This window comes from Pseudomonas sp. GL-RE-26 (assembly GCF_019956275.1).
Classification (GTDB): domain Bacteria; phylum Pseudomonadota; class Gammaproteobacteria; order Pseudomonadales; family Pseudomonadaceae; genus Aquipseudomonas; species Aquipseudomonas grandcourensis.
Window position 1 is genome coordinate 127,947 of record NZ_JAHBDI010000002.1, and the last position, 15,150, is coordinate 143,096.

Sequence of the window (15,150 nt, forward strand, 5' to 3'; positions counted from 1 at the left end):
AGGCGTCATGAGGCTTCACGGATTTAAACATCCGCAGCGCCAGCAAGGCCTGGCCATAGTGGAATTCACTCTGGTCCTGCCGGTGTTGCTGTTGCTGTTGCTGGCCTTCGGTGAGTTCGGCCGCATGCTCTACCAGTACAACATCCTGTTACAGGCCAGTCGTGATGCCGACCGTTTCGTCGCCAGTCAGGCCTGGAACTCAACGCTTGGTAAGGTCGCTCTGAGCACTGAGCTGCTGGAGCAGACGAAAAACGTCGCAGTCTACGGCGTGCCCATCCCGACCGACAGCGTTGTGGTGTCAGGGTTGACGCCCGAGATGGTGGAGGTCGCCGTCGCCGAAGAGCTGCCCGACCATGTTCGAGTCACCATCACTTATCCGTTCTGCCCAGTGATTGGCGGTGGCATTTGCACCGGAGCGCTTCCCGGTTTTTTTGGTAATCAGATTGCGCTAAGCATTCCGCTAGTCGCCAGTACCGTGATGAGGGCACTGTGATGAACAGAAAACACATGCGCGGCATCTATTCGGTGGAGTTCGCCTTCATTGGTCTGCTGATGTTCATGCTGTTGTTCGGCGTAGTGGAAATGGGCCGCCTGTACTTCACGGTCAATGCGCTGGATGAAGTCGTGCGCCGTGGTGCACGCTTGGCGGCGGTGTGCAACATCGACGATGAGGTGGTGTTGCGGCGGGCGATCTTCAACGCGGCGGGCGATGCAGGTGATAGCCAGCTGATCAGCGATCTGGCCACCGCCAAGCTGAAGTTGACCTATCTGGACGTAAACGGTGCTCCGGTGGACAACCCCGCTGACACTGTCAGCGCCAACGGTTTTCGTGCCATCCGCTATGTCCGGATGAGTCTGCCAGACTTCGTATACAAACTGTTCATTCCCGGGTTCGGCGTGTCCATTACCCTGCCTACATTCCAGGCAACGTTGCCACGTGAAAGCCTCGGGCGTCATTCCGATTCCGGGGAGATCACGCCATGCTGAATACCAAGGACACTCCACTCTCCAGTTCGACCGGCAAAGCCGGGCTCAGGTTGCTGATCAGCAGCCGTGATGCCCCGTCGTTGCGCGACCTGCAGAGCGTCTGCCAACGCATGCCCAGCCTGGAGGTGAGCACTCGCCTGGTGAGCAATGGGCATGTCGACCCGCTCTACGGCCTGGACCGGATGCCCGATCTGCTGCTGTTGCGCGTCAGCCACCTGTGGCGTGAAGAGCTGGCGGCACTGTTGCAGCGCCCGGCCCATGAGCGCCCGCCGATGCTGGTGTGCGGACTGCTGAGCGAACAGGAAGGCATGCGTCTGGCGATGCAGGCCGGCGCCCGTGACGTGCTGCCCGAGCCCGTCGCCGAGACAGAACTGGTCGCCGCTCTGAATCGTCTGGTCATGGAGGTTCGGACCGGCAGCGGGACAGAAGGGAAATTGATCGCCGCGATCAGCTCCAAGGGCGGATCCGGCGGCACCATGCTGGCCTGCAATCTGGCTCAGCAGTTGAGCATGAAGGGTGGCAGTACCCTGTTGCTGGATATGGACCTGCAATTTGGCAGCGTGACGCATTACCTGGATGTGGCGCAAACCCACAGCCACCTGGAGGTGTTGCATCAGATCGACGGCATGGACAGTGTCGCGCTACGGGGTTTTTGCAGCCACTTCAGCCCGACCTTGCATGTGTTGGGGGGGCGGGCCGGTGAGCTGTGTCTGCCGCAGGATGCCCAACCCGAGCAACTTGACACCTTGTTGCAGTTGGCCCGCGCCAGCTATGACTGGGTAGTGATCGATCTGCCGCGGCAAATCGACCACCTCACCGGTTCTGTGCTGGAACAGGCGGATCGGGTGTACGTGGTGGTGCAGCAGAGCGTCAGCCATCTGCGCGATGCCAGCTCTCTGGTGCGGATTCTTCGCGAAGACCTGGGCGTGCGAGGGGATCAATTGCAGGTAGTGGTCAACCGCTATGACAAAGCGGCAGCGGTCAGCCTCAAGGATATCGGCGAGGCGCTGCGCTGCACGAACCTGTCGAAATTACCCAATGACTTCAACCTGGTCAGCCAGAGTCAGAACACTGGCGTGCCGTTGGGGTTACATGCGCCGAGGGCCGCGATTACTGCCGCACTGCGCGACATGACCGAGGACCTGGTCGGTCAACAGGTAGCCGGGAACAAAGGCTTTCTCAAACGCGCCTTTAACCGCTTTTTCGGGGGATGACCCATGATCAGTGACTTTCGTAACCGTTTGCGCAAACAGTCCGCTAAAACCGCCTCATCGTCGGTTGCCCCGTCGGGCGGTGACCTGCCGGATCCGGCAGACGAATTGATGGCTTGGGAGCATGCAATCCCGGATGTACTGTACGAAACCAGAACCCAGGTCACCCCGGTTGAAGCCGAGTGGCGAGAAAAGATCTACCAGCAGTTGCTCAAGGTCATGGACCTGTCCTTGCTGGACTCCCTTGAACAGGCTGAGGCCGCGCGGCAGATTCGCGATATTTGCCAGCGTCTGCTCGATGAGCATTCGGCACCGGTGAGTTCTTCCAGTCGCCAGTTGATCATCAAGCAGATCACCGACGAAGTGCTCGGCCTTGGCCCCCTGGAACCGTTGCTGGCCGATCACAGCGTGTCCGACATCCTGGTCAACGGCTTTGCCTCGGTCTATGTCGAGCGCTTCGGCAAACTGCAACGCACCGATGTGCGCTTTCGCGATGATCAGCATTTGCTGAACATCATCGACCGCATCGTTTCCAGTCTGGGGCGGCGTATCGATGAGTCTTCGCCGTTGGTGGACGCCCGGCTCAAGGACGGTTCGCGGGTCAACGCGATTATCCCGCCGCTGGCCATCGACGGCCCGAGCATGTCGATCCGGCGCTTCGCCGTGGACCTGCTCAATACCGACAGCCTGATCCAGGTAGGGACGTTGACCCCGGCCATTGCCCTGCTGCTCAAGGCGATTGTGCGTGGGCGCTTGAACGTGCTGATTTCCGGCGGTACCGGCAGCGGCAAGACCACCATGCTCAATGTCTTGTCCAGTTTCATTCCGCACAACGAGCGGATTGTCACCATCGAGGATTCGGCCGAACTGCAACTGCAGCAGCCCCACGTGGTGCGCCTGGAAACCCGGCCTTCGAATATCGAGGGGCGCGGTGAGGTGAGCCAGCGGGAGTTGGTGCGCAACAGCCTGCGGATGCGCCCGGACCGCATCGTGATCGGCGAAGTGCGCGGCGTCGAGGCGCTGGACATGCTGACTGCGATGAACACCGGCCACGACGGTTCGTTGACCACGATTCACGCCAACACCGCGCGCGATGCGTTGGGGCGGGTCGAGAACATGGTGTCGATGACCGGGGCAACCTTCCCGATCAAGGCCATGCGTCAGCAGATCGCATCGGCCATTGATGTGGTGATCCAGCTGGAACGCCAGGAGGACGGTAAGCGTCGTCTGGTCAGCGTGCAGGAGATCAACGGCATGGAGGGCGAGATCATCACCATGACCGAAATTTTCTCCTTCGCGCGCCATGGCATGGGCGAAAACGGCGAAGTGCTGGGTGATTATCGACCCAGCGGCATGATCCCCGCCTTCCGCGATGTGCTGGCCAAGCGCGGCATCGAGTTGCCGCTGACGATGTTCAGGCCTGAATGGATGGAGGCACGGCAGTCATGAACCAGATTCCTGGTGAATTCATTCTGATGTTCCTCGGCATGGTGTTTATCGCCGTGTTCCTCCTGTCCCAGGGCGTGGTGGTGCCGGTGTTCGGCGAGGCCGGCAAGATGCGCAAGCGCATCCGTGGCCGCCTGCACGTACTGGAGAAAGCCAATAATTTGCCCAACATGCAGACGGTGTTGCGGCAGAAATACCTGACGCGTTTGTCGCCACTGGAGGCCAGGCTTGAACAGCTGCCCTTGATGGAGGCATTGACGCAAATGATTGAGCAGTCCGGGCACGAATACCGGGCCTATCGGGTATTACTGCTCGGGCTGGTGCTAGGGGGCTCGACGGGTATCTTGATCTGGATTGTTTCGTCAGTCTGGTGGATGGCGCTGGTGGCGGGGTTCGCGGTTTTCTGGTTACCCATACTGAAAATCTCTCGCGACCGTGGCAAGCGGTTCGCTGCGTTCGAGGAAGGCCTGCCGGATGCGCTGGATGCCATGTGCCGCGCTCTGCGCGCCGGGCACCCATTCAATGAAACCCTGCGCCTGGTGGCCGAGGAGCACAAGGGACCGGTCGCTCAGGAGTTTGGCCTGACCTTCTCCGATATCAACTATGGCAACGATGTACGCCGGGCCATGCTCGGCCTGCTGGAGAGGATGCCAAGCATGACGGTGATGATGCTGGTGACCTCGATCCTTATCCATCGCGAGACCGGCGGCAATCTGACCGAGGTGCTGGAGCGTCTGAGTCGCCTGATCCGCGGGCGCTTTCGCTTCCAGCGCAAGGTCAAGACCCTGTCGGCCGAAGGGAGGATGTCGGCCTGGATACTGGTGGCCATTCCTTTCGTGCTGGCGGCGGCGATCGTGATTACTACCCCTAAATACCTGCCGGTGCTGCTCAATGATCCCACCGGTCACAAGCTGATCATCGGGGCGTTCTGCGCCATGTTGATCGGGATTTCCTGGATTCGCAAAATCATCCGGATTCAGGTTTAAGCGGTATTCGCTACCGGGAGGTACAAGTCATGGACTTTTTGCTCGGGTTATTCAGTCGGGTCGCGGGGAACGAGGAGATGGCGCGCCTGTTGTTCCTTGGCGCGATCGGTTTGAGTACGGTGCTTGTGGTCGTCGCCGTGATCTTGTTGATGCAGGGTCTTCAGGACCCGGTGCAGCGTCGTCTGGCGCTAATCAAGCGTGGTCATTTAGGCAACACGACCGGGCAGGAAGCTCCGGGGAACCTGCAACTGTTGCTCGAGCGGGTCGGCCATCGCTTTGGCACGGCCGAATCGGCTCAAACGTCCGTCACCCAGACCCTGTTGATGCATGCGGGATACCGCTCCTCGTCGGCGGTGCAGATGTACTGGGCGGTACGCTTGATGTTGCCGCTGTTATTGGTCGGTATTGCGTTGCTGCTGGTGCCGATGATTCCCAAAGTGTCCCTGATCATGGGGATGCTGTTGGTGGCCATGGTGGCCGGTGTCGGATGGTTGCTGCCGGCGCTGTATGTCGCCAAGCGCAAGCAGTTGCGACAAGGCCGGCTGCGTGCCGCGTTTCCGGATGCGCTGGATCTGATGGTGGTGTGCGTGGAGTCCGGCCTGGCCTTGCCCACGACCATCGAACGGGTGGCTGAGGAGATGTCGGTCAGTCAGGTCGAACTGGCTGAAGAGCTGGCCACGGTCAATGCACAAATCCGCGCGGGCATTTCCAGTACCGAGGCACTCAAGCAACTGGCTGTGCGCACTGGCCTGGATGACGTACAAGGGCTGGTCAACCTGTTGGCGCAGAGTATCCGCTTTGGTACCAGCGTGGCCGACACCTTGCGCATCTATGCCGATGAGTTCCGTGACCGGCGTACGCAGGCCGCCGAAGAGATGGGGGCAAAAATTGGCACCAAGATGATATTCCCGCTGATTTTCTGCCTGTGGCCGAGCTTCTTTCTGATTGCCATCGGCCCAGCGATGATCGGGGTACTCAGAGCATTCGGGTGATGAAAACGGGCGGGAGGCTGCCGAGTGCGACAGCCTTGCCACCGGAGCCTGATCTGCACTTTCCTGCACACGACATCAAGCCCGGCTTTGCAGCCAGGCCACTCTGGACTTCGCCAGAGGCTGATCACCCATCGATATGCCTCAGTTGCCGATGGTCATTTGTCCCGCTGTATCCTGGTCATAAAACTGCGGAATCGGGTAATTGAAGCTATTCAGCCAGCGCTGCATGGTCAAGTCACGTTCGGTGGCCGAAGCGGTTTGCAGGTGAGGGGAGGCAACTACACCGCGAATCTGTAGCTGCAACCACTGCTCGGTACCTTGTTGATACGGCGAGGAGGGCCCCGGCTCAATGGCCCAGGCACTGGTGGACAGGCAAGCCATGCACACGATCAACAGCCTTTTGGTATTCATCTCGACTCCTCGTACGTTCTACTTGTTCGCACTGGAAGAGGCATCGGCTACCTCAGTCTTGCGATTCCCATCGATAGCCACCACTTTTTTGGCAGAGGCCTTGAGTTTTTCCGCGCGGGTTTGAGCCTCTGCGAATTGCTTGGGGCTCAAGTCGGCGCGGGTCACGAGGTCGGCAGCCGCCTTCCAGTTATCCTGGTAGATCAGCAGCGTCACCATATTGAGTGCCGCCAGTGTGTTTGCCTGCTTGAGCTCCATGGCGGTCATGAACTCAATGCGTGCTTCGGGGATACGTCGCTGATTGAGGTAGACGACCCCAAGGTCATTACGCATCCTGTCGTCGGTGGGGGCCATCCACACCGCACGCTCAAGGTGAGTGATAGCGGTGGCGTTATCATTTCTGGCGGCGGCCAATTGGCCCAGACCATGTTCCCCTTCAGCCGCCAGACAGGTGCCGAGCAAGCTTTGATACAACGGCTCCGCCTCCGAGTTACGCCCCATCAAGCGCAGCACCCGAGCCTTGCGCAGGCGAACCTGGACCAGGCTATCGGGCAACCCTTCCAGATTCGCCAGGCTGGCATACAAACGGCCTTCGCTGGCCATGTTGTCGGCCAGGTTCAGGGACAGTTCCTGGTCCGAACCGGGCTTGGCACAGCTACCCGGTCGCGAAGGCATGCCATTGCTGGCACAACCTGCGAGCATTAATGTCGCCGCTATTGCAATGACTGCTTTCATTGAGTGTCCTCTGGCTACAACACGTTGAACGCCTGGCCAATGGCAGTACAGCTGGCCCGGCAAGCGTTCAAAGTCACCGTTACGAGTGAGGGCGAGGTCTGTGCGGTTCAGGCTTCGGTTCATTGCGAGAGCCCGCTGAGACTGTCGAAGTCGCCATTTTCCAGGAAGAACATGCGGTAGAAGTTCGGGTCGTAATTGCGCAGCTGTTCGCCAGGCAGTGTCGGTAGTTGTGCATTGGCAGCCAGTGGCTGGACCAGATGGGGGGTGACGATCATCAGCAGTTCGCGCTCTTCACGATTGATGGTGTTGTCGCGGAAAAACGCGCCCAGAATCGGGATATCGCCCAACCCCGGAAACTTGTTCACCTGGGAGTCGTTGTGGGTGCTGATCAGGCCGCTGATGACGAAGCTTTCGCCGTCGGCCAGGGAGATGCTGGTATCGGTGCGGCGTACGGTCAGGGCCGGGACTATCGTGCCGGCGATGCTCACGGCGTTGGTGAAATCCAGTTCACTGACTTCCGGCGCCACCTTCAGTGCGATTCGGTTTTTCCCGACGATGGTTGGCGTCAGGGTCAGACGTATACCGAATTCCTTGTACTCGATGGACACGTTATCGCTGCCTGAACTTGGCACTGGAATCGGTACTTCACCGCCGGCCAGAAAGCTCGCACTTTGCCCGCTGAGCGCAACCAGGCTTGGTCGCGCCAGGGTGTAGGCGAAACCGCTGCCTTCCAGCGCGTTGATCGCCACCAGGGTATTGCCGGTAGCAAACGTGAGGTTGAACTGGTCGTTTCTCACCGGTATCGACGGCGTGACTATGCCGCCGATGGTGGGCAAGGTTCTCGGCGAGCCGAACAGCCAGTTGCCCCGGACGCCGAAAATCGAGGCGGAGGCCTCCTTGAGCTTGGTCCGGCTGACTTCAACGAAGCGGACATCGGTCTGCACCTGGCTAGGCAGCAGCGGGTCGTCGGAAGGCACCGTCGGCGCGCTGGTCAGCGCTGACGTGGCCTTGCCCTTGACGAATACCATGCTTTGGCGCGGCGTTTTCGAACAGGCGGTCCAGACCATCAGGCTGGTGGTCCCCGGCGCAATGCCCGTGAGTATGAAGGCGTTGCTGCCGCTGGGTTGCACGTCGGCAATTTTCGGGTCACCCACCGCCAGTTGCGTGACCGGAACGGGGCTGCGCAGTTCATTCTGCAGTCCCTGACCGACCTCGTACGTTGTCGGCCAATTGTCCAGTTGCGGGCAATTGGCCGGCGCGGCCTGAGCCGCTTCCACGCTGAGGCCCATCCAGAACAGGCCATGGATAATTCGCTTGAAAGCGGGCTCGGTACGAAAGCTCATTGAGTACATCCTCGCTGGATAGGCCATCTTTAGTCAGGCCGAGTTGTCTCGGATCACTTCATGGGGATCGGACTATCCCCCCCAATGCGCCAGACCACTCATCCATGGCCCAGGCGTTATTCCTTGCGTGCTACACACGAGCGGGCGCAATTCGCTGATCCGGCTGGATAGCGAGCGACCTTTGCTGAAACGGTTTTCAGTGATCCGGTGACCTGGACTGCCGGCAAGAGCGATACTCGCGGCTATGGACGGCGCTGTCCGCTGTCCTGGTTCCCCCTGAAAGTAATCGGCAATGCAGGTACAGAGCCGGAAAACGCCTGTCAGGATCATGGTGAGGTAACTCCTTTTGCCAATCCGCTATCTGATCACTGAAGCTAACGTGGAAACTCGAGCCGTTATGACTTCTTGTAGTTTGAAGGTAGTTCAATCAAACCAAAGTGCCATGAGTTAGAGAGAAAACTATTGGTGCAAAGGCTCGAATCAGGCGGGCGGGCGGAGGGGGCGGGCAAGGTCGCAGCACAGTGCGGTTGCCTGAAACTGGCGGGTTGCGTTGAAGGCAATAAACAAAAAAAGGCCCGCATGCTCAAGCATGCGGGCCTTTGGCATCACTGATTGAAGATCAGTGCTTGCTGTCCTGGTTCGACAGCGCCAGCAGCTGCTTTTCCTGGTTCCAGTCGAAAGGTTCGTCGTTCTGTTCGGCTTCGAAGCGGCGTTCTTCCAGTGCCTGATACAGGTCGATTTCTTCATCGGACAAGTAGTGCAGGCAGTCACCGGCGAAATACCACAGCAGATCCCGTGGAATCAGGTGGGCGATTTGCGGATAACGGGAAATGACTTGAGTCAGGATGTCCTGGCCCAGGTATTGGCTTTCGATCGGATCGATCGGCAGTGACGCCAGCAGCTCGTCGAAGCGCTCAAGGAACAAGGCATGGCTTTCTTCGGGAACCTGCTCGGCCTCACCTACGGCGACCAGGATGCTGCGCAGGTGGTCGAGTAAAACGAGATGATCGGCAACGATGTTGGACACGAGATAAGTCCTCAAGAGCAAAACGGGCGCGGGAGTATAAAGCGGCCGCGCCCGTTTTTACATGTTTGAAGGGATCAGCGGACTTTTCCCTCGGCCAGTGCCAAGGTCTCTTGGTCAAAATCATCCACATCGATCACCTTGCGCCGGGCCGCCTCGGCTTCACGCAGGGTTTGGGCTTCCACCGGTTGCAACACGCCAGCTTCGAGGGCAGCATCGATCACCGACTCGCCGGCCACCGGTTTGACCTGGCCACTCTTGAGTGCCACATGCAACTTCTTCTGCAACGGCTGTGCGGCGCTCAACAGATTGCAGGCGTGTTGCAATGCGCCGACCGGATCGTCGCTCCCTTGCGGGCGGTAGCAACCCAGGAGCACTTCCTCCAGTGCCGGGTCGCCCTTGGCGCGGCCAATCACCCCAGCGACTTCGGCACCGAGTTTGTCCGATGGCCCTTTGTGTCGGCGACCGAACGGGAACACGATCACTCGCAACAGGCAGCCGACGACTTTGTTCGGGAAGTTGCTCAGCAGTTCATCCATGGCCCGTTCCGCCTGGCCGAGGCTTTCTTCCATGGCCCAGGCCACCAGTGGTGTCATGTACTGCGGTGAGTCGAGGTCGTTGTAGCGCTTGAGTGCGGCGGACGCCAGGTAAAGGTTGCTCAGTACGTCGCCCAGTCGTGCGGACAGGCGTTCGCGGCGTTTCAGTGCGCCGCCCAGCAACATCATGCTGAGGTCGGCGAGCAGGGCGAATGCAGCGGCCTGACGGTTGAGGGCGCGGAAATAACCCTGGCTGAGTTTGTCGCCCGGGGTGTGTTCCAGGTGCCCGAAACCGAGATTGAGCACCAGCGTACTGGCGGCGTTGCCCACGGCGAAACCGATGTGCTTGAGCAGCAGCTCATCGAACTCTCTGAGCGCCTGATCCTTGTCTTCACGGCCGGCGAGGGCCATTTCCTTGAGCACGAAGGGATGGCAGCGAATCGCGCCCTGGCCGAAGATCATCAGGTTGCGTGAAAGAATGTTCGCGCCTTCGACGGTGATGAAAATCGGCGCGCCGTTCCATTTGCGACCAAGGTAGTTGTTCGGCCCCATGATGATCGCCTTGCCGCCGTGCACATCCATGGCATCGCTGATGCAGTCGCGGCCGCGTTCGGTCAGGTGGTACTTGAGAATCGCCGACAGCACCGACGGTTTCTCGCCCAGATCGACCGCATTGGCGGTCAGCATGCGGGCGGCGTCCATCATCCAGGCGTTGCCGCCAATGCGTGCCATGGCTTCCTGGATGCCTTCGAACGAAGCAATTGGCACATTGAACTGCTCGCGAACCTGAGCGTATTGGCCCGTGACCAGGCTGGTGAACTTGGCCATGCCGGTGCCCACCGCCGGCAGGGAAATCGAACGCCCGACCGACAGGCAATTCATCAGCATCATCCAGCCTTTGCCGAGCATTTCCTGGCCGCCGATGAGGAACTCCAGCGGGACGAACACGTCCTTGCCGGAGTTCGGGCCATTCATGAATGCGGCGCCCAACGGCAGATGCCGGCGGCCGATCTCGACACCGGCGATGTCAGTTGGAATCAGCGCCAGGCTGATGCCCAGGTCTTCCTTGTCGCCCAGCAGGTGATCCGGATCGTAGGCCTTGAAAGCCAGGCCGAGGAGGGTGGCCACCGGGCCGAGGGTGATGTAGCGCTTTTCCCAGTTCAGTCGCAGGCCGAGGACTTCCTGGCCCTCCCATTCTCCTTTGCAGATCACCCCGGAGTCCGGCATGCCGCCGGCGTCGGAGCCGGCCAGCGGACCGGTCAGTGCAAAGCACGGGATGTCGTCGCCGCGCGCCAGGCGAGGCAGGTAATGATTGCGTTGTTCGTCGGTGCCGTAATGCAGCAACAGTTCGGCCGGGCCGAGGGAGTTGGGGACCATCACGGTGGAGGCGAGGTCGCCGCTGTGGCTCGCCAGTTTCATCGCCACTTGCGAGTGGGCGTAGGCGGAGAAGCCCTTGCCACCAAACTCCTTGGGGATGATCAGGGCGAAAAAGCCGTTGTCCTTGATGAAGGTCCAGGCTTGCGGCGGCAGGTCCATGGTTTGACCGAGCTGCCATTCACTGACCATGGCGCAGAGTGTTTCGGTCGGCCCATCGATGAAAGCCTGTTCCTCTTCATTCAATTGCGCCTTGGGATAGGACAGCAGTTTGCTCCAGTCCGGACGGCCGCTGAACAGTTCGCCGTCCCACCAGACCGTGCCGGCGTCGATGGCATCGCGTTCGGTTTGCGACATGGGCGGCAGGGTTTTCTGGAACCAGTTGAACATCGGCGCGCTGAACAGTTTGCGGCGCAGGTCGGGCAGCAGCAGGGGGGCTGCGACGGCGGCGATCAGTACCCAGTAAACCAGCAGCAACCAGCCCGGCGCGCGGCTGAAAGCGCCCATGGCCACGACATAGATGGCCACGATGACCAAGGCGGGCAGCGGGGCGATGCGGCGGTGGGCCAAATAGGCAATCCCGACCAGCAGAACCAGTATCCACAACAACAGCATATTCATTCCTCCGTGAAACCAGGGCGAACCAGCCCACAGAGCTTAGACGGCATCCGCGAAACAGGCTGGTTGGAACGATGTGATTGGAATCGTGGGAAACCCCGGATGATTTTCGTGCGACAAATGGGCCGCACACGTGGGAAAAGCGTTCATCGAGCGAGCGGCAAAGCGCCCAAGTTTGGCCGAAACGTCGTTATCTCTGTGCTGAAGCTCTCGCTAGACTCGGGGCTTCCCCAGGAGATTATTCTCATGCACGAGTATCTGAGTCCCGGCCGCTTCATCGATAGTGACCATCCGTCCGTGGTGGAGTTCGCCGAAAAGCACCGTGGCGCCAGTCGCGATCCGCTGGAGCAGGCGATCAGTCTTTATTACGCCGTGCGCGAAGCGGTGCGCTACAACCCGTACACCTTCAGTCGCGATCCGCAGACCCTGCGCGGCAGTTATGCGCTGGCGGCCGGGGAGAGTTACTGCGTGCCCAAGGCCACGTTGCTGGCAGGTGCAGCACGGCATTGCGGGATTCCCGCGCGGATCGGCCTGGCGGATGTGCGCAATCATCTGTCGACGCCACGGCTGCTTGAGTTGCTCAAGAGCGACATGTTCGCCATGCACGGCTACACCGAGTTTTATCTGCGGGATCGTTGGGTCAAGGCGACGCCAGCGTTCAACCGCAAACTCTGCGACCTGTTCAATGTGGCGCCGCTGGAATTCGACGGGGTCAACGACAGCGTTTTTCATCCGTTCAACCGCGATGGCGCGAAGCTGATGGAGTACCTCGTCGATCACGGCCAGTTCGCCGACGTACCTGAAGTGTTCTTTTTCGAACACCTGGAAAAATGCTATCCGCACCTGTTCGGTGAGCAGCAGCAACCGTTGCTGGGCGACATGCAGAGCGATTTGAGTCGCGCCTGATCCGGCGTATGCTGCCTGCCCACTTACCGAAAAAGAGGCGGTCATGCTGAAGATCTGGGGTCGGAAAAACTCATCGAATGTCAGAAAACCATTGTGGGCCGCCGAAGAACTGGGACTGGCCTATGAGGCGATTGATGCCGGTGGCGCCTTTGGTGTCGTCGATACGCCCGAATACCGCGCCATGAATCCCAATGGCCGCGTGCCTGTCATTGAAGACGACGGTTTTGTGTTGTGGGAATCCAACGCCATCGTGCGTTACCTGATGGCCTTGCATGCCGACGGCACGGCCTGGTACCCGAACAATCTCAAGGCCCGCGCCACTGCCGACAAGTGGATGGACTGGACCACCTCAAGCTTTGCCGGCCCGTTCCGTACTGTGTTCTGGGGTGTGCTGCGTACCCCGGCAGACCAGCAGGACTGGACCGCCATCAAGGCGGCGATCAAGGAATGCGACACGCTGCTGGCGATGGCCGATCAGGCGTTGGCGAACAAGCCCTACCTGTCCGGAAACGAGATCGGCATGGGTGATATTCCCCTGGGCAGTTTCATTTATGCCTGGTTCGAGATGCCGATCGAACGTGCGCCGCAACCTCATCTGCAAGCCTGGTATGCCCGGTTGAAACAGCGTCCGGCGTATCAAAAGGCGGTCATGACCGCGTTGACTTAATACTCACTATCGACACGCTTGACTGTACTTGTGTGGCGGCGACAAGCACCATTGTGCCAGGTCGCTGCGGTTGTATTGTTCGCCGCCGCCCATACTTACCCCTTTCTTCCCTTCTTGGTGCGTAAATCAGATATGAGTTCCGCTCTGTCCATCCGGCAGCTAACCAAAACCTACGGCAACGGTTTCCAGGCCTTGAGTGGTATCGATCTGGATGTCGCCGAAGGTGACTTTTTCGCTTTGCTCGGCCCCAACGGCGCCGGCAAATCCACGACCATCGGCATTCTCTCGACCCTGGTGAACAAGACCAGCGGCACAGTGAATATCTTCGGTCACGACCTGGACAGGAATCCTGCGCAGCTCAAGCGCTCCATCGGCGTGGTGCCTCAGGAATTCAACTTCAACCAGTTCGAAAAGACCTTCGACATCGTCGTGACCCAGGCCGGCTACTACGGCATCCCGGCGAAAATTGCCAAGGAACGCGCCGAACAGTACCTGACCCAGCTCGGCCTGTGGGACAAGAAGGACGTGCCGTCGCGCTCGCTGTCCGGCGGCATGAAGCGTCGCCTGATGATCGCCCGCGCGCTGGTACATGAACCGCGCCTGCTGATCCTCGACGAACCGACTGCCGGGGTGGACATCGAACTGCGTCGCTCGATGTGGAGCTTCCTCACCGAGCTGAACCAGAAAGGCATCACCATCATCCTCACCACCCACTACCTGGAGGAGGCTGAGCAGTTGTGCCGCAACATCGGCATCATCGATCACGGCACCATTGTCGAGAACACCAGCATGAAGCAGTTGCTCGGCCAATTGCATGTGGAAACGTTCCTGCTGGATATGAAGAACACGTTGCAAGTGGCGCCACAGTTGCTCGGCTACCCGTCCCGGCTGATCGACAGCCACACCCTGGAAGTCCAGGTGGAGAAGTCCATGGGCATCACCGCGCTGTTCACCCAGTTGGTGCAGCAGAACATCGAAGTGCTGAGCCTGCGCAACAAAACCAATCGCCTCGAGGAGTTGTTCGTGTCCCTGGTGGAGAAAAATCTGTCGAAGGTGGCGGTATGAGTTCCGAGCTGCGCCCCAACCTCGTTGCCCTCAACACCATCGTTTACCGTGAAGTCCGGCGCTTCACCCGGATCTGGCCGCAGACCTTGCTGCCGCCGGCCATCACCATGGTCCTGTACTTCGTGATCTTCGGTAATCTGATCGGTCGGCAGATCGGCGACATGGGTGGCTTCACTTATATGGAGTACATCGTGCCGGGGCTGATCATGATGTCGGTGATCACCAACTCCTACGGCAACGTGGTGTCGAGCTTCTTCGGCAGCAAGTTCCAGCGTTCCATCGAAGAACTGATGGTCTCGCCGCTGTCGCCGCACACCATTCTGATCGGCTACACCCTGGGCGGTGTGCTGCGCGGGTTGATGGTGGGGATCATCGTGACCCTGCTGTCGCTGTTCTTCACTCACTTGCAGGTGCATCACCTGGGCGTGACCATTCTGGTGGTGGTGCTGACCGCAACGATCTTCTCGCTGCTGGGCTTCATCAACGCCGTGTTTGCGCGCAACTTCGATGACATTTCGATTATTCCGACTTTCGTGCTGACGCCACTGACCTACCTGGGCGGGGTCTTCTACTCGATCACCTTGCTGCCGCCGTTCTGGCAGACCGTGTCCCTGGCCAACCCGGTGCTGCACATGGTCAACGCGTTCCGTTACGGCATCCTCGGGGTATCGGATATCCGCATCAGCGTGGCCATCGCCTTCATGCTGGTCGCGACCGCAGTGCTGTATCTCGGTAGTGCGCGGTTGCTGGTCAGCGGGCGTGGGATGCGTACCTGACCCGCAGCAAACCTTTGTAGGAGCTGGCTTGCCAGCGATGGCGTCAGCCCAGACACCGAAAAAAACGGCCTCCCAA

The 15,150-nt window shown here is 59.7% G+C and carries 15 protein-coding genes; 10 read left to right on the forward strand and 5 right to left on the reverse strand.

All coding sequences use genetic code 11. The features are described 5' to 3' along the window. Positions 1-7: 7 nt before the first annotated feature. From KGB07_RS01480 to KGB07_RS01505, 6 genes are read left to right on the forward strand one after another with little or no spacing between them, the layout of a single operon-like run. Positions 8-493 carry a TadE/TadG family type IV pilus assembly protein gene (locus KGB07_RS01480; RefSeq protein WP_223464245.1) on the forward strand — a complete coding sequence of 162 codons (486 nt, stop codon included), beginning with the start codon at positions 8-10 and terminating at the stop codon, positions 491-493. Continuing rightward, the gene (locus KGB07_RS01485) at positions 493-987 is read left to right on the forward strand and encodes a TadE/TadG family type IV pilus assembly protein (RefSeq protein ID WP_223464247.1); all 495 of its coding nucleotides are present in this window, start codon (positions 493-495) and stop codon (positions 985-987) included. Before KGB07_RS01480 ends, KGB07_RS01485 begins: the two co-directional genes overlap by 1 nt. After that, the gene (locus KGB07_RS01490; RefSeq protein WP_223464248.1) at positions 981-2,201 is read left to right on the forward strand and encodes an AAA family ATPase; all 1,221 of its coding nucleotides are present in this window, start codon (positions 981-983) and stop codon (positions 2,199-2,201) included. The genes KGB07_RS01485 and KGB07_RS01490 overlap by 7 nt, the downstream gene beginning before the upstream one ends. A 3-nt stretch (positions 2,202-2,204) precedes the next feature. Further along, on the forward strand, positions 2,205-3,647 hold the full coding sequence (locus tag KGB07_RS01495; protein ID WP_223464249.1) for a CpaF family protein: 1,443 nt from the start codon (positions 2,205-2,207) through the stop codon (positions 3,645-3,647). Continuing rightward, on the forward strand, positions 3,644-4,630 hold the full coding sequence (locus KGB07_RS01500; RefSeq protein WP_223464250.1) for a type II secretion system F family protein: 987 nt from the start codon (positions 3,644-3,646) through the stop codon (positions 4,628-4,630). Before KGB07_RS01495 ends, KGB07_RS01500 begins: the two co-directional genes overlap by 4 nt. A gap of 29 nt (positions 4,631-4,659) precedes the next feature. Further along, positions 4,660-5,622 carry a type II secretion system F family protein gene (locus KGB07_RS01505; RefSeq protein WP_223464251.1) on the forward strand — a complete coding sequence of 321 codons (963 nt, stop codon included), beginning with the start codon at positions 4,660-4,662 and terminating at the stop codon, positions 5,620-5,622. A 141-nt stretch (positions 5,623-5,763) separates the two neighbouring features. Here the strand turns inward: KGB07_RS01505 and KGB07_RS01510 are convergent, their stop codons facing one another. The 5 genes from KGB07_RS01510 to KGB07_RS01530 all read right to left on the reverse strand — a co-directional run bounded on the left by KGB07_RS01510 (position 5,764) and on the right by KGB07_RS01530 (position 11,657). Further along, positions 5,764-6,033 carry a DUF3613 domain-containing protein gene (locus tag KGB07_RS01510; RefSeq protein ID WP_223464253.1) on the reverse strand — a complete coding sequence of 90 codons (270 nt, stop codon included), beginning with the start codon at positions 6,031-6,033 and terminating at the stop codon, positions 5,764-5,766. An 18-nt stretch (positions 6,034-6,051) separates the two neighbouring features. Further along, positions 6,052-6,765, reverse strand: a complete 714-nt coding sequence (locus tag KGB07_RS01515; protein ID WP_223464254.1) for a hypothetical protein — start codon at positions 6,763-6,765, stop codon at positions 6,052-6,054. A 119-nt stretch (positions 6,766-6,884) separates the two neighbouring features. Beyond that, positions 6,885-8,108 carry a type II and III secretion system protein family protein gene (locus KGB07_RS01520; protein ID WP_223464255.1) on the reverse strand — a complete coding sequence of 408 codons (1,224 nt, stop codon included), beginning with the start codon at positions 8,106-8,108 and terminating at the stop codon, positions 6,885-6,887. A 619-nt stretch (positions 8,109-8,727) separates the two neighbouring features. Next, entirely contained in the window at positions 8,728-9,135 is a 408-nt protein-coding gene (locus tag KGB07_RS01525) for a PA2817 family protein (protein WP_007991629.1), read from the reverse strand. A 74-nt stretch (positions 9,136-9,209) separates the two neighbouring features. Next, a complete protein-coding gene (locus tag KGB07_RS01530) occupies positions 9,210-11,657 on the reverse strand; it encodes an acyl-CoA dehydrogenase (RefSeq protein ID WP_223464256.1) in 2,448 nt (815 codons plus the stop codon). Positions 11,658-11,906: 249 nt separating this feature from the next. Here KGB07_RS01530 and KGB07_RS01535 point away from each other — a divergent pair, with 249 nt between their 5' ends. From KGB07_RS01535 to KGB07_RS01550, 4 genes are all read left to right on the forward strand, one after another. Beyond that, complete coding sequence (locus tag KGB07_RS01535) at positions 11,907-12,566, forward strand: transglutaminase-like domain-containing protein (RefSeq protein ID WP_046037493.1); 660 nt, start codon at positions 11,907-11,909, stop codon at positions 12,564-12,566. A 43-nt stretch (positions 12,567-12,609) separates the two neighbouring features. After that, positions 12,610-13,233, forward strand: coding sequence for a glutathione S-transferase family protein (locus tag KGB07_RS01540; protein WP_046037492.1), 624 nt, complete (start codon positions 12,610-12,612; stop codon positions 13,231-13,233). 132 nt (positions 13,234-13,365) lie between these two features. After that, the gene (locus KGB07_RS01545) at positions 13,366-14,298 is read left to right on the forward strand and encodes an ABC transporter ATP-binding protein (RefSeq protein ID WP_223464257.1); all 933 of its coding nucleotides are present in this window, start codon (positions 13,366-13,368) and stop codon (positions 14,296-14,298) included. Beyond that, positions 14,295-15,074, forward strand: coding sequence for an ABC transporter permease (locus KGB07_RS01550; RefSeq protein ID WP_046037490.1), 780 nt, complete (start codon positions 14,295-14,297; stop codon positions 15,072-15,074). The genes KGB07_RS01545 and KGB07_RS01550 overlap by 4 nt, the downstream gene beginning before the upstream one ends. The last annotated feature ends 76 nt before the right edge of the window (positions 15,075-15,150 follow it).